Genomic DNA, 13,467 nt, shown 5'->3' on the forward strand with positions numbered 1-13,467 from the left:
GGAGCAGGCACAGCAGGAGCTCGCCGAGCTCCGCCGGGAGCTGGAGGACCAGGCCCAGGCACACCGGGCCGAACTCGCCCGGGTCGGTGAGGAGTCAGCCGCCACCGTCGCCGAGCAGCAGGCCGCCGCCGAGCAGGCACAGCAGGAGCTCGCCGAGCTCCGCCGGGAGCTGGAGGACCAGGCCCAGGCACACCGGGCCGAACTCGCCCGGGTCGGTGAGGAGTCAGCCGCCACCGTCGCCGAGCAGCAGGCCGCCGCCGAGCAGGCACAGCAGGAGAACGGCATGGTGGCTGCCGAGGCGACCAGCGGCCTGACCATGCCTACTGCCACCAAGACCAAGCGGAGCCAGCCGAAGCGGACCCCGCGCGCGCGTCGCCGGTAGTAGCGATACGGAAGGGCCGACCTGTCCGGGTCGGCGCTTCCTGTCTATTCAGCTAGCAACTCACCTACGTACGACCGAAGTTCCCGTTTTCGTCCTAGACCTCAGGCCGGGAATTCACCGTTACCGGCGCTCAGCGCGAACAGGTTCCACGCCGACCGGGGAAAGACCAATGCGGGGCCGTCGGGGTCTTTTGAGTCTCGAACCGCTACGTAGCCCGGCAGTTCTGCGATTTCCACGCAGTTGTTGTTGTTCCCCGAATAGCTGGACTTCCTCCATGTGAGATCGGCGGCGGAACCAGATTCGATGTGCGTCACTTTCGTGCCATTTCTGTCAATGCCGTGCGAATCAAATTGCGGGAATCGTTGACGCTGGACGCTGCCGAGTTTAGACGCCGAAACAGCGTGGTGTAGGTCTCTACGTCGTGGCTTTCTTCGTAGTAAACCGTGCTGGTGGGCGAGTCCGTGTAGACAACATCAGACTCATACTGACCAGGGAAACTCATGATGACGAACGGGCCGTACAAGCAAGAGTTCATGGGATCGGCCCGTGGAAGAACCTGCAGCTCAATGTTAGGTTCATCGCTCGCGTTGAGGAGGAACCGCAGCTGGTTCTCCATTATCTCTGGCCCTCCTACCTGCGTGTACAGGATGGATTCGGAGAGTACGACCCACAATTGCAAGGGGTTGGCGCGGGCGAGCACCTTTCGTCGCTCAGCGCGAACGCTGACCTGAGTTTCCACTGCCTCGTCTGAGGCGTCCGGGGCTTGAAGGCGGATCAGCGCCCGGGTGTAGTCAGGGATCTGGAGAAGTCCCGGCACTAGGTGAGTCTCTACGTTGTAGATTTCCGAGGCGTCCCACTCCACCGTCACATACGCGGCGTATGCGGAAGCGATGGCATCGGAGTATCGACTCCACCAACCCTTTTGGTTGGCGCTCTTGGCCAGCGCCTCCAGCTGGGCCCTGGTGGTCGGATCGGTGACGCCATAGAGATCGAGCAGAGCCCGCAAGTCCGGCAACCGAATTCCGGATTGTGCGTTTTCCAAGCGCGTCATTTTGGATTCCGCACAGTTCAGGGCGGCCACGGCGTCAGCATGCTTCAAACCGGCATCAACCCGGAGATCCCTCAGAATTCGGGCGAGCTGTCGCTGTCGGATCGTTGGGCTGGTGTTGATCGGCACTTCGTGAGCCTCCCCTTGGGCCGGTACGGGCCAGTCTGCCCGCTCTTGTCGGAGCGCACAACGAACGTACGTACTCCCTAAAGTGCGGACCTTGCACTTTAGCGGGTCGGTAGTGCAGAGTATCCACCGTCGCCACGTGCTGTGATTGATCCATCACGCCTAGTGGATCTTGATTGCGCGTCAGCCCCGGTTGCCCGTCGGAGGGGACCTATGTCGGGAGTACGTGAGAGTCAGGTCAGGTACCAGCGCCACCCATCGGCAGTGAAGGCCGCCCGTTCTCGCGCGGCGGAGCTCGCGAAGGAGTGGGAGCTTCAGTCGCGGGCGGACGATGTGCAGTTGATCCTCTCCGAAGTGCTGACTAACGCCGTCCGACACGGCGCCGGGCGCCAGGTGACCGTGTTGTACCGCTTGGACACTGCCCGCCTGCGGGTCGAAGTCCGTGACCAAGGCGACGCGCTCCCCTGCCAACGATCAGTCGACGGAGAGGCCGAAGACGGCCGCGGACTGACGATCGTTGAGCGCCTGGCGAGCCGGTGGGGCGTCGATGAGCGCGTAATCGGCAAAGCCGTGTGGTTCGAGATCGACGTTTCTCCGGTGTCGGCGGCGGAAGGGCCGCCGGCCTCCTAGACCGCCGCCCCGGCGTGGTCCATCCCACCAGACCCCGGGCGGCTCAGCGGCACGCATCCCCGCGTGCCGAGGCCGCCCCCGACCGCTCTGTGTCCACAACACCGCGGCGGGGGCGGCTGCCCCGACCAACCACCAGGAGCCCCCAGCGAGGAGCCCTCATGCTGCAGCTGTTACACCCGCTCCCTCCGGCCTCCCGGCCGGCCCCGCCGCCGAGGCCGCGCACGGTGGTGGACGGCCCGTACGAGTGCGCTGCCGACAAGCGGCCCAATTCCCGTCCCACCCCGACGCTGTTAATCCGCACCCGGGCGCAGACCGATTGGCTCGCGGCGTGGTGGCTGCAGCTCCAGGCTCAGCAGCTGGCGGACGAGCTGCCGCCAGTGCTGGCCGCGCCGGTCCTGGCCTGGCTCGCCGACGAGGGCGAGCAGGAGCACGTCCGCCGCTTGCTCGCCGTTCATGAGCCCTACACCCTGACGGTGACCGGCGTCGGCGCCGAACACCGGCTCAGCGTGCGGCTCTGGCAACCCCGCGGCGAGGTCACCGTGGAGGTACGGAGATGAGCCCCGCCACCCTGACCGCCCCGCTCCCGGACACCTGCCCGGCGCCGTGGCCGCTGGAGTTCCAGCGGACGCTATACCCGCCGGCCGTGCCCGGCGGCATCGAACTCCGATTCACCCGGCAGCGAGGCCCAGACGGGCGCGTGGTCGAGACCGAGCAGTGCCCCCCGGTGAGGACCCCCGGACAGGCCATGCGGGCAATGCGGCGCGTAACGCAGGCCTACGGCGTGGTGATGGCGCTCCGCAGCCGGGCCGCCGTCCAGAGGTGGGCCGACGACAGGGAGGAGCTGTACGCCGCTCTGGCCTGCCTCTCCAACAGGCTTTCCTACCAGCGCAGTTGGTCACTTCGGAACGGGGACACGATCACGGTTGCCGTGGTCCCTGCGACCGTCGTTGGCCCCCAATGCCCGCACCCTGCAGCCGATTTCGCCCCGCAGCACGGAGAGGCCTCCCCATGACGATCCCGCACGGAAGCCCGACGCCCACCGAGGAGGCGGCCGGACTCCCCGAATTCCTGGCGGCCGTGGTCCGGCCCGGGGACCGGGTGCTGCAGATCGGTCCCGGGACCGCCGCGGTTCAGCTCGCCCAGCGGGCCCGCCGGGTGGTCAGCGTCCACAGCACGCTCGCCGACGTCGAGGCCGTCCGGGCCTCGCTCGGCCCGCGCGGCCGCTCGGCCGACGCGGTCGACGCCCAGGTGGGCGACCTGTTCGAGGGGCGGCCCGACGCCGCCCCCTACGATCTCGTGGTGGTGACCGCAGGCGTCCGTGGCATCTCCCCGAGATGGCTGGACCAGCTCGCGCCCGGCGGGGTGGTCGTCGCGCCCATCGCCCTCGGAGGCCTGCACCCGTGGGTGCTGGTCGGCCCGCACGCACGCGATGGTCTGCTGTACGGGCGCGTGCTGGCCGTGGACCCGTCAGACGCGGGGCCGCCCCCCGCCGACGGTCAGTTGTACGTGACGCGACCGGCCCCCGCCGAACCGGCCGAGCCACCGGCCGCGACGACGGCGCCACTGTGGCTGGGGCCGCTGTCGCCCCGGTTCAAGCCGGAGCGGTACGTGGACCTGTGGGCGTGGCTGGCTGGCCAGGACGACCGGTTCACCGTCGCTGGGCTCGACATCGCAGGACCGGAACCGGGGTGCGCGCTGGTCGTCGGCACCAGCGCGGTGTACGTGCGCCCCGATGGCATCTGGATGAGCGACGCCGAGCCGGTGACGATCACGTTGACCGACATCGTCAGCGACTACGTTCGACGCTGGCTGATCCAGCGCCAGCCTGAGGCCGACGAGATGACGTGTCGGGTCGACCGCCCGCCGACGGCCGGCCCGGACGAGCTGTTCGTGGCCGCCGGCTGGACGACCGCCAGGCCGGTCAACCTGCCCCGGTGAACACCCGCCAGCACCTAACGGGTGAGGTCGACGGCCGCCAATGCCGCGCAGGCCTGCACCGCTACCAGACGCCGCAGCTCCAACGGCGCGATGTTCAGCCCTTGCCCGCACCGCCGGGCCCGCTCAGCCAGCAACCTGTGCAGGCGCGTGCACACGCTCGCGTCGATCCGGCTGGGCGCCTCCAGCGCGGAGCGCAACGCCATCCCGGCACAGCGCAGGGTCAGCATGACGCGGGAGTAATGCGCCTCGGCGAGTTCGGCAGCAGGCACCGCGCCGAAGTCGCCGGCGCGCTGGTGCCAGGAGCGGGCGACGGTGTCGGCGATTGCGGCGGTGTCGGCGGCCGCCCGTCCGAAGACGTCGTCCAAGGGGCCCGCGTCCCCCATCAGCCGCCGCACCTCAGCGATCTCCCCCGTCAGTGCCTCGGCCAGAGTGGCGAGAGCGACCGGAGCAGAGTCCCCGAAGACCCTCCCGGCCCGCCAGCGGGGCACCTCCGGGAGAACGGTCAGCGTGCCGTACTTGGCCGCGTGATGGGTCAGGTGCGCGCCGTACGCGGGCGTCTCCTGTTCATGGTCACGGATCACCAGGTCCTCCACCGGCGGCATTTGGAACACGCCGGGACCGAGCACAGGCCACCCGACGACATCGGACGGTGCTGCCTCGGCGACCGGCAGGCCGTGCCGTGCCGCGACGGCCGCCAACTGCCCGGCCAGACCCGGCACGGCGTGGCTCGCCACAAAGAAGGGGGCGCCGAACTCCGCGTTGTGCAGGCTGACGACGACGGCGGGCACCAGCTCGTCCACCAGATCGGCCAACGCCTCATTCTCCGGCAGCCCGAAACGGTGGACCCCGCCCCCGAACGGAATAGGGAAGGTCCATTCCGGCTGTTCCGCCAACGCCGGACGGTAGAAATAGCGGTGCTGGTTGACCAGATCCAGCGGGCCGCTCGTCCAATCCGCATTCAGGGCCGCGCCGTCCGGGTCCACACACGGCAGGAAATGCCACGAAACACCATCACGCAGTTCCGGCCGTTCCACCACCAGCTCCGCCAAGAACCTCACCGTCGCATACCCCACCGGCTCGTTCGGATGCGGGCCGCCGACCACCAGCACGGACCGCCCGCCCACCCCGACCGACAGCACCTGAAGCGCCCGCCCCCCGCGTGACGTGCCGATCCGCCGCAGCCGGCACAGCCCCGGTTCCCGCCGCGCCAGCCCACCCAGCCACTCCGCCAGATCCTCCACCGAGGGCACCAGCTCCCCGCCCGGCACCAGCTCCGCATAGCCGGACAGCCGCTCATCCAGATCCGAAAGGACACCAGCCACCGAAAACGCCCCTCTCAAAACCGGGCCGGAAATACTCCGGCCCGGAATAAAGTGCTGCCCGAAAATGGCTGCGGAAAATCATTCGAGAAATCCTCGAAAACCCCTTCCGCCGGGGAGTGGGTGAATGCTTCCATAGATTCCGGCGAATCCGCCACCACCCCAATCAGAGAGACAGGAGGACGTCCATGGACGCCATCCAGAACCACGCCACCACTGCGGCCATCGACCCGGAGGAGACCGAGCAGGACGAGACCGGGCTGCGGCCGGCCACTGACGGCGAGCTGCTGGGCCTCACCGTCTCCGGCCAGTAGCGCACCAGCACGACCCCACGACGGGCCCGGCCACAGGCCGGGCCCGTCCCGTCCCCGCCCGCCCCCGACCGGAGGAACCCGGTGAACCACCCCCGTTTGCGCCGAGAACATCAGCCCACCATCCGGCCGGACGGCTGCATCCAGATCGGTGCGCTCCCTGGCCTCGCGAGCATCCTGCCCGACCCCGACGGCTGGCGCTGGTCTCTCCTCCAGTTCCTGGACGGCACCCGCACTCTGGCCGAGGTCCAACAGGTGATGGCGACCGAGCACCCGAACGTCCCCGCGGTCGCGGTCACGGCACTTGTCGCCGACCTGGCCAGGGCCGGCCACCTCCAGGACGCGCCCCCCACCGCACCCCCTCCGGACGTGGCTCCCTCCGCTGTCCGGCGTCATCCCCGTACCGTCGAGTACTGGGAGATGATCGACCGCCAGCCCAGCCGCACCGGATGGGACATCCAACAGATGCTCGGCAGGGCCACCGTTGCTGTCGTCGGCGTCGGCGGAACCGGCATGCAGGCCGCGGCAGTGCTGGCCGCCGCCGGAATCGGCAGCCTGATCCTGGCCGACCCCGACCAGCTGGAAGAGTCCAACCTCAGCCGCCAGCCCCTCTACACCAAGGCCGACATCGGCCGCTACAAGGTCCACGCGGCACGCGACCGGCTCACGGAACGCCACGACCTCGACATCCTCACCTATCCCAACCAAGTCACCCATCAGGCTGAGTTCGTGGGCCTGATGATCGTCTGTGACCTGCTCATCCTGGCCGCCGACGAGCCCGCAGGCCTGCGGCTGGACGCCAACCGCGCCAGCCTGTCCACCTCCCGTCCCTGGATTGACCCCGGCTACCACGGCCCAGTCATCAGCACCACCCTGTACGTGCCCGGCAGCGGCGCCCCGTGCTGGGAGTGTCTGCGTCACGCCGACGCCATCGCCCACGGGCTGCCTGGCTTCCATGCCGATGTCCCGCCCGCGGCCCTGCCCCGGACCCTCGGTCACCCCGTCACCTCGGTCACCGCAAGCCTTGCCGGGACCTACGCTGCACACGCCGCAATCACGCACCTCACCGGCACCCGTGAGTTCGCGCCCGCCACCGTCTACCGGCACAGCCTCATCGCCCCCGCCGGCCGCCCACTCGCCCCCATCACCCACCCGCGCAACCCCCACTGCCCCTCTTGCGGCACGCAGGTCAGGACCCCGTGAGGAGCGGCGGCCACAGCGAGAGCCGTAACGGCCCCACCAGATGACCTAACCAGCACCAGGAGAGTGCAAATTGAGCGACATCACCCCCGCCTCCGCCCTGGCGCGGACCGTGGCAATCCCTGCCCTGACCGGCGCCCAGGCAGCTCCACACCCGGCCGCTCTGGCCCTGCAGAACGACGTCACCCAGGCGGCCAGCACGCTCCGAGCCATGCAGCGGCGCGGCCGCCTGCAGGACGACGAGGCCGACGTGGCCGTGGTCGCCTATACGGCCGTGGTGTGCGCCGGGTCGACGGCGGCGAAGGCCTTGAAGGCCGCCGCGGACTGGGCTCTGCACGCTCCCGAGGCCGAGGTGCACAGCCTCAGTTGGGCGCGTGTGCCAGGGCACCGCATGGGCGTGGACGAGTTCCTGCTGACGCTGGCGGTGTCGTACCCGGACCCGGAGACCGGCGAGTACACCGGCGACACCCACCACGCCGCCGGACCGATGGCCCACGTCGTGGTCAGCAGCGCCGACAACGAGGAGTCGGCCGCCAGCTAAGCCCCCCGGACGCGAACGGCGGGCCGGCCCCGATGGTGGGGCCGGCCCGCCGTGTGTGTGCCGAGGCTCTGGCAGACCGGCCCGTGGCCGTCGCTTCCGTCACCCGAACGGGGGACAGCTGTCGGCCGAGCCTGCTACAGCTACGGCCTAGGCTCGAAGACGGAGCCGGGAAAGAAAGAAGGCAGCAGGATGGCCACGGAGACGGTTTACGGCCCTAGGGCCGTAAACGGACGCGCACCCCGGCAGCGTCGGACGAAGGAGCAGGCCGCACGCCTACGCCAACAGCTCCGGGCCATCGTGGAGCAGAACCAGCCGTGCAGCGTCCGCCAGGTCTACTACCTCGGGTGTGGCGTGCTGTGGCCCAAGGACACCGGCAGTTCCCGGACGTCGTACAAGCTGGTCGTGCGCTACTTGGGCGAGATGCGCGAGGACGGGACGATCCCGTTCGGATGGATCACCGACTCAACCCGGTGGGTGCGCAAGCCGACCATGTGGGGCTCGCACGGCGAGGCGCTGGAACGGACGGCCAAGCTGTACCGGCGCAACGTGTGGGAGCAACAGCCCGAGCGGGTGGAGGTGTGGGCGGAGTCCGATTCGGTGTCGGGCATCATCCACCCCGTGACCGAGAAGTTCGGCGTTGGCCTCTTCTCCTGTCGCGGGCAGGCGTCGAAGGACTTCGCCCACTCCTCGGCGCAGGAGTACCTAGCGGACCGGCGGCCGGTACAGATCCTCTACTGCGGTGATTTCGACCCGACCGGGAGGGCGATCCCCCGCAGCCTGTTGGAGCGCCTGAACCGCTACACGGACGGCGGGGTGGACGTGGTGCTGCGGCGTATCGCGGTGACCGCGGACGATGTGCTGGACCCGGATCTTGATCTGGTCGCGCATGCCGCGAACACCCGTGATCCCAACTGGAAGGCGTACGCCGTCGAGTGCGAGCGGTTTGGGATTGACCCGCGGCTCGCGGTCGAGATCGAGGCCATTCCGCCCACGAAACTGCGCAGCCGCCTGCAAACGGCTATCCGGGCGGGCATCGGCGACCCGGCCGCATGGACGGCCTGCCTGGCGGCAGAGTCGTCCGAGCGGGCCATCCTCGGCGCCATCGCCGGCCTGACCGACTGGCTTACCGACACCATCACCGAGGCATCCCAGAAGCTCGCCGAGAACGAGGTCCCCGGCGACGACGACCGCTAGCCACGGTGGCGGCACATCTACGCCGGCGGCCACCGTCGGCGTAGATCACGCCTCCAGGTAGGCGACCACCACCAACGCAGGCCCGCCCGCCGCCGGGAGCGATCCGACCGCCCGCGGCCGCCACCGGCTCACCACCGGCCGCCGTAGCCGTACAGCGGATCCGCCCGGACCTCCGCCAGCAGCATCCGCTCCCGGCAGTCCCGGCACACCCCCGACCGCCCCGCCACCGGCGGACACCGCACACAGTCCGGACCATGCGCGCAGTACCGGCACCCCGGATCGTGCCCCACCCGACCGGGCCCGGCCGGCGGCTGCCACACCCAACTCAGCCGCAAATCTCGCAACCCCCAGCAGTCGAACAACAAAGCCGCCGTCGCGACCACCGGACAGCACAACGACCCCGGCACCCCCGCCAGCGACGCCGCCACCAGATACACCAGACCCTCAGGCGGCCGGACCGTCCCCGCACGCACCGCGCCATGCAGCTCCACCCGCAGCCCTTCCGGATCCTCCCGGCCCCAGGCCTCCCCGCGCAGATGCCAGTCCGACAACTCCACCCGCACTACTCGGCCCTCCCCGTCCGCCAGGTCGAGGACCGCCAGGCCTTCCACCGACGCCGGCCAGGACAACAACGACCGCAGCGGCCACTCCGAGCGGTCCGGCTCCTCCAGGCCGAGGACCCGGCGAACCGTCCCGTCCGTACAGCAGTCCGCGCACACCACCGTCAGGTCCGGCCCCCGGCCGACGAACCGTGGCAGGCGCCCCGGCAACAGCACCGGCCCGCCACACCGAGGACACCCGGCAGCCGGCCGTCCCGCCGGGGCACCCGAACCCGTCACCGTGAGCTGCCCGGCGGCAGCGCGCGCCGACCCGCCCCCAGCCGTGAGCGCGTCCCCGCCCGCCGCGGCCGGTCCTCTCGCTCCACCCGTACCCACCCCTCCGCCGGACCGTCACCAGCCGCCGCCTCACCGTCGGCCAGCGACAGGTCAAAGACGATCCGGGCCCCGCCACCCCGGTGATGCAGCACCGTGGTGTCCCCCACCACCAGGTCCGGGTGAGTCCGCAACACCGGCAGCAGCACCTCCAACACCCGGTGCACCCGCTCCGAGCTGTCTCCCATGACGCGAACCTGGACCATCAGACCGCCACCCCCTCCGAGTCGCAGCCCTGCCGCACACCCTGCCCCGGCACACCCGCCCGGACCCGGCGTCCCATCTCCTCAAGCCGGTCCACCAAGGCGAGACAGTCCCCCAAAGCCCGGTGACCCCCTCCCAACCGCTGCCACCGGTAACCACCGTGGTACTCGTCCTCCTCGCCCACCCAGTCGCTGAACGGGATCATCACGTCCTCCCAGGACGCCCGCCCCATCCATGCCGCCGTCCGCGCCGAGGCCTCCACCCGCACCCGCTCCCCCAGGCCCTCCGGCGGTTCCTCCACCGCGAACACCCCGGCCGCAGCCTCCCGCGCCACCTGATCGGCGAAGTACAGGCCGAGCTCGTGCCGCAGCCTCGCAGTATCGAAGGCCGCGTTGTAGATCAGAACCCGGCGCCCGGCCAGCACCTCGCCGAGCCGGCCGACCAGGTTCCCGAACCCCGGCTGCCCCGCCACCATCGCGTCCCCGATCCCGTGGATTCGCTCCGCCTCCACCGGGATCGGCACCCCCGGATCCACTAGCGAGTCCACCAGCGTCTCCCGGCCCACCACCGACACCACCGCCAGGTCCACGATCCGCGCGTCCCACTCCAGTCCCGTGGTCTCGCAGTCCAGGGCGACAGCACGCGGATCGGCCAGCGCCTCCGCCGCCCACGCCTCCAGCCGCTCCACCTCCAACGCCCGGGCCCTCAGCCGCTCTTTCTCCCACTCCTCCCGACGAGCTTCCTCCTCCGCCCACTGGGCCCTCAGTGCGGCATCCTGAGCGGCCCGTTCGGCCTCCCGCCGCTCAGCACACGGCGGGCACCAGCGCGGCCGCCAGTACGCCCCCGTGAACCGGTTCGCCTTCCGCCACGCCCGCGCCTCTTTCAGCGTCGCCACACGCACCGTGCACCCCTCCCCCGAGCAGACCACCGCCCCCGCCAGCCACACGGCGTCCGCCTCCCGCCGCGCGACCGCCGCCGCCCTCCGGCACTCCGCGCACAACCGCCGCGACCAATGCCGATCCCGCACCGATGGGAACGGTCGTCCCTTCGGGCGCCGCCGCCCGCACCCCTCGCAGGTCCGCATCCGCAGCCGTGCCTCCACCGCCTTCGCCCGCTGCCGGCACACCCCGCACTGGCCGCCCCGCACGATGTAGTCCCGCACCACCGCACACACCGGACACGTCCGCCGAGCCTCCATCTCCCGCTTCAACTTCGACGGCAGCGGCCGCATCCTCACCGCTCCCGCCGGGTCGTACAACGCCCGTTGCTCGTACCGGCGCCCGCTCGCGTAGTACTCCGTGATGACGTACGCCACCGGCAGCTGACCCGGCGCCGGCTTCAACCGGTACCGCTCGGCTAGCTGAGTCTTCGTCCGCAGCCCCGCCGGTGCCTTCCCCGAGTCGTACACCGGCACCCCGCCGTCCCACCGCCGCGGCTCCCCCCGCGGAACCAAACCATCGCCCAACACCACAGCCACACTCCTTTCCAGGAAAACGGAACCCGTCAACAGATACCGGCAAAACGCCCGCAAAGCAAGTAATTCAGGAAAACCGAACCTGAATCCGAAACGTGCCTTATCAATAACGCGCGCGAAGCCGGAGAGCTTAATGGAGATCCATTAATATCCCTCCGATGCCGACTCACGGGGCCCGCTCGCGCCCCGCGGATACAGGTCCAAGGCCTCCCGCACGATCCGGGCCGGCGAATAGAGCCGCGCCACCAGGTCCTCGCGGACCTCCCACAACTCCTCTGGCGTATACATCGCCAGACGGATGCCCAGCCGGTCCAGCTCCCGGAACGGTCCCTCACTCACGCGCCACGAGGCCGTCCGCAGCTGTGTCACCAGGTCAGACGGCAGGGCATAGTTACGCTGCCTCAGACCCCCGACGCGCGGACCCGGCCACCGACCCGATAGCTCCATCTCCAATTCCTCCTCCCCCCCGAGCGGCTCCCACGGCCCCGCCAAGTCCTCCTCCGCCAGCCGCCGGCGCACCGACGCCGCCACCAGCCCCTCCACCGGAGGCCACCAATCCGCCTGCACCCGCGCCACCTCCAACCGCGCCTCCAGCCGGCTCATCCCCTCCCTCTCCAATTCCTCCCGATAAGCGATCTTCTCCGCCCGATGCTGGCGCTCACGCAACAGAAACCGGCCCGCCTGAGCGGCCGTAATGCACACGGTGATCTTCTTTTTCTCCATTGCTCCCTTTCCTCAGAAAAATCTATGGAGATCCATTAGGCTCGGCCGACTGCCGCAGTTGTTCCTGAGGCTCAGTCCGCCGGCTGGCACGCTGACGCCTGCCGGACCAGGTCGAGGACCCGGTCCCACAGCTCGCCGTCAGAGTCCACCTCGGCCACGACCCACAGTTTCGCCGCCGACATCGTGGCCGCGGTCCCCCACAGCCTGGACGCCGCACCCGTGGTCGCCGCCTCGGCCCGCCGCATCAGCGGCACCACCTCCGCCAGGACCAGGCCCCCGGACGGCGGTGTCAGCCACCCCTCGCCCGCATCCTGCAGCCGGCCCAACAGGGCACGCACATAGTGCCGTTCGTCCACGACGCCCAGCCTGGCACAAACCGCCGCCCACCCAGCCCGCAACCCGTCAACCCACCGCCCCAGGCCGCCCTCAGGGGCGCGACCATGCCCATCGCGCGCCCCCGCACGTAACCCCGCGCGCGCCCGCCCGGTTCACCGGAACGTCCCAACTCCGACAACGGAAGAGTCCCCGTGAACCGAACCCTCACCACCACCCGCCGGGCCGCCGCCGCCAGCGCCGCCCTCGCCCTGCTCACCCTGCCAGCCGCAACCCCCGCCACCGCCCAAACCCGCAGCTCAGACGCCTGCACCCACCACTGGTCCGGCCCCAAAGTGTGCATCGAGATCCACGGCTCCAGCATCTACATGGACCGCGTCGTGGCCACCTGGACCAACCCACCCAAGGACCTCCAGAGCGCCACCGCACACCTGCGCGAGGGCGACCATGAAACCATCGGCACCCAACGAGCCCACCGCAACGGCGCCGGCGAACTCGTCGCCGAGTGGCACCCCGGCCGGTCCGCCAACATGAGCTCCGAAACGGTCTGCGTCACCATCGACGGAGCCCAGAACAGGTGGGCCTGCCAAGACATCATCAACCGGTAAGACCGAAACCGGCGTCCGCCAGCAAACCGCCCGCGGACGCCACCCCACCGCGGACAGCGACCGACAGCGACCAACCTTCCGGCACCCCCGAACAACAGCCGGCCCCCAGCGGCCGGGTGCCCTCCGGGTGCCCTCCGGGGGCCCTCCGGGGGGCCGTCGCTCCGGGGGAGCCCCAGCCCGGATCGGGCGCGGGGGTGGGGTCCGTGCCGGGCCGTTGGCCGCCGTTGGGGGTTGCGCTCTGTGGGTGGTCGGTGGGCTCCCCCGCCACCCGGGCACACGAGGCGACCACGGAACCCCCGGGGGGTCAACCCGGGGAAAAGCGCCCCGGGTTGACCCCCCGGAGAACCCGTGACCGGGCGGAGCCTGCCCGAGCGACGGGGGAGCCCACCGACCACCCGGCCCCTGTCCTGCCGGTGGCCCGAGGGGCCCCCGGCCGGACCGGGGCCCCCCCCCCGGCCCCGCCCCCACACCCCCAACACCCCCGGGGATACCGCACGACACGCC

The 13,467-nt window shown here is 70.4% G+C and carries 16 protein-coding genes; 9 read left to right on the forward strand and 7 right to left on the reverse strand.

Annotation, left to right across the window (positions count from 1 at the left end; all coding sequences use genetic code 11):
- Nucleotides 1-382 (forward strand): hypothetical protein (locus ACFV1W_RS25405; RefSeq protein ID WP_380419536.1); only part of this gene is annotated, 382 nt, incomplete at its 5' end.
- Between the two features lie 101 nt (nucleotides 383-483).
- Here the strand turns inward: ACFV1W_RS25405 and ACFV1W_RS25410 are convergent.
- On the reverse strand, nucleotides 484-696 hold the full coding sequence (locus ACFV1W_RS25410; RefSeq protein WP_380419537.1) for a DUF397 domain-containing protein: 213 nt from the start codon (nucleotides 694-696) through the stop codon (nucleotides 484-486).
- Nucleotides 693-1,559 carry a helix-turn-helix domain-containing protein gene (locus ACFV1W_RS25415; RefSeq protein ID WP_380419538.1) on the reverse strand — a complete coding sequence of 289 codons (867 nt, stop codon included), beginning with the start codon at nucleotides 1,557-1,559 and terminating at the stop codon, nucleotides 693-695. The genes ACFV1W_RS25410 and ACFV1W_RS25415 overlap by 4 nt, the downstream gene beginning before the upstream one ends.
- Nucleotides 1,560-1,820: 261 nt before the next feature.
- Between ACFV1W_RS25415 and ACFV1W_RS25420 the strand changes: the two genes are divergently transcribed.
- The 3 genes from ACFV1W_RS25420 (at nucleotide 1,821) to ACFV1W_RS25430 (ending at nucleotide 4,124) form a co-directional block, all read left to right on the forward strand.
- Complete coding sequence (locus tag ACFV1W_RS25420) at nucleotides 1,821-2,186, forward strand: ATP-binding protein (RefSeq protein WP_380419539.1); 366 nt, start codon at nucleotides 1,821-1,823, stop codon at nucleotides 2,184-2,186.
- Between the two features lie 158 nt (nucleotides 2,187-2,344).
- Nucleotides 2,345-2,743, forward strand: coding sequence for a hypothetical protein (locus ACFV1W_RS25425; protein WP_380419540.1), 399 nt, complete (start codon nucleotides 2,345-2,347; stop codon nucleotides 2,741-2,743).
- A gap of 451 nt (nucleotides 2,744-3,194) precedes the next feature.
- On the forward strand, nucleotides 3,195-4,124 hold the full coding sequence (locus tag ACFV1W_RS25430) for a protein-L-isoaspartate O-methyltransferase (RefSeq protein ID WP_380419541.1): 930 nt from the start codon (nucleotides 3,195-3,197) through the stop codon (nucleotides 4,122-4,124).
- Between the two features lie 14 nt (nucleotides 4,125-4,138).
- On the opposite strand, the gene ACFV1W_RS25435 is transcribed toward ACFV1W_RS25430, so the two are convergent.
- The gene (locus ACFV1W_RS25435) at nucleotides 4,139-5,446 is read right to left on the reverse strand and encodes a M14 family zinc carboxypeptidase (RefSeq protein WP_380419542.1); all 1,308 of its coding nucleotides are present in this window, start codon (nucleotides 5,444-5,446) and stop codon (nucleotides 4,139-4,141) included.
- 185 nt (nucleotides 5,447-5,631) lie between these two features.
- Between ACFV1W_RS25435 and ACFV1W_RS25440 the strand changes: the two genes are divergently transcribed.
- From ACFV1W_RS25440 to ACFV1W_RS25455, 4 genes are all read left to right on the forward strand, one after another.
- On the forward strand, nucleotides 5,632-5,757 hold the full coding sequence (locus ACFV1W_RS25440; protein ID WP_380419543.1) for a hypothetical protein: 126 nt from the start codon (nucleotides 5,632-5,634) through the stop codon (nucleotides 5,755-5,757).
- An 81-nt stretch (nucleotides 5,758-5,838) separates the two neighbouring features.
- A complete protein-coding gene (locus ACFV1W_RS25445; protein ID WP_380419544.1) occupies nucleotides 5,839-6,957 on the forward strand; it encodes a HesA/MoeB/ThiF family protein in 1,119 nt (372 codons plus the stop codon).
- A gap of 70 nt (nucleotides 6,958-7,027) precedes the next feature.
- Nucleotides 7,028-7,495: a hypothetical protein gene (locus tag ACFV1W_RS25450; protein ID WP_380419545.1), complete on the forward strand. Its 468-nt coding sequence runs from the start codon at nucleotides 7,028-7,030 to the stop codon at nucleotides 7,493-7,495.
- A 297-nt stretch (nucleotides 7,496-7,792) separates the two neighbouring features.
- Nucleotides 7,793-8,689: a hypothetical protein gene (locus tag ACFV1W_RS25455; RefSeq protein WP_380419546.1), complete on the forward strand. Its 897-nt coding sequence runs from the start codon at nucleotides 7,793-7,795 to the stop codon at nucleotides 8,687-8,689.
- A gap of 835 nt (nucleotides 8,690-9,524) precedes the next feature.
- Here ACFV1W_RS25455 and ACFV1W_RS25460 read toward each other — a convergent pair.
- From ACFV1W_RS25460 to ACFV1W_RS25475, 4 genes are all read right to left on the reverse strand, one after another.
- Nucleotides 9,525-9,809, reverse strand: coding sequence for a hypothetical protein (locus ACFV1W_RS25460; RefSeq protein ID WP_380419547.1), 285 nt, complete (start codon nucleotides 9,807-9,809; stop codon nucleotides 9,525-9,527).
- 17 nt (nucleotides 9,810-9,826) lie between these two features.
- Nucleotides 9,827-10,513: a 3'-5' exonuclease gene (locus ACFV1W_RS25465; protein WP_380419551.1), complete on the reverse strand. Its 687-nt coding sequence runs from the start codon at nucleotides 10,511-10,513 to the stop codon at nucleotides 9,827-9,829.
- A 930-nt stretch (nucleotides 10,514-11,443) separates the two neighbouring features.
- Nucleotides 11,444-12,022 (reverse strand): hypothetical protein, encoded by a 579-nt coding sequence (locus ACFV1W_RS25470; protein ID WP_380419548.1) that lies wholly within the window; start codon nucleotides 12,020-12,022, stop codon nucleotides 11,444-11,446.
- A gap of 71 nt (nucleotides 12,023-12,093) precedes the next feature.
- Nucleotides 12,094-12,378 (reverse strand): hypothetical protein, encoded by a 285-nt coding sequence (locus ACFV1W_RS25475; protein ID WP_380419549.1) that lies wholly within the window; start codon nucleotides 12,376-12,378, stop codon nucleotides 12,094-12,096.
- Between the two features lie 171 nt (nucleotides 12,379-12,549).
- Here ACFV1W_RS25475 and ACFV1W_RS25480 point away from each other — a divergent pair, with 171 nt between their 5' ends.
- The gene (locus tag ACFV1W_RS25480; protein WP_380419550.1) at nucleotides 12,550-12,963 is read left to right on the forward strand and encodes a hypothetical protein; all 414 of its coding nucleotides are present in this window, start codon (nucleotides 12,550-12,552) and stop codon (nucleotides 12,961-12,963) included.
- The last annotated feature ends 504 nt before the right edge of the window (nucleotides 12,964-13,467 follow it).

The sequence above is a fragment of the Kitasatospora sp. NPDC059648 genome, assembly GCF_042734825.1.
Classification (GTDB): Bacteria; Actinomycetota; Actinomycetes; order Streptomycetales; family Streptomycetaceae; genus Kitasatospora.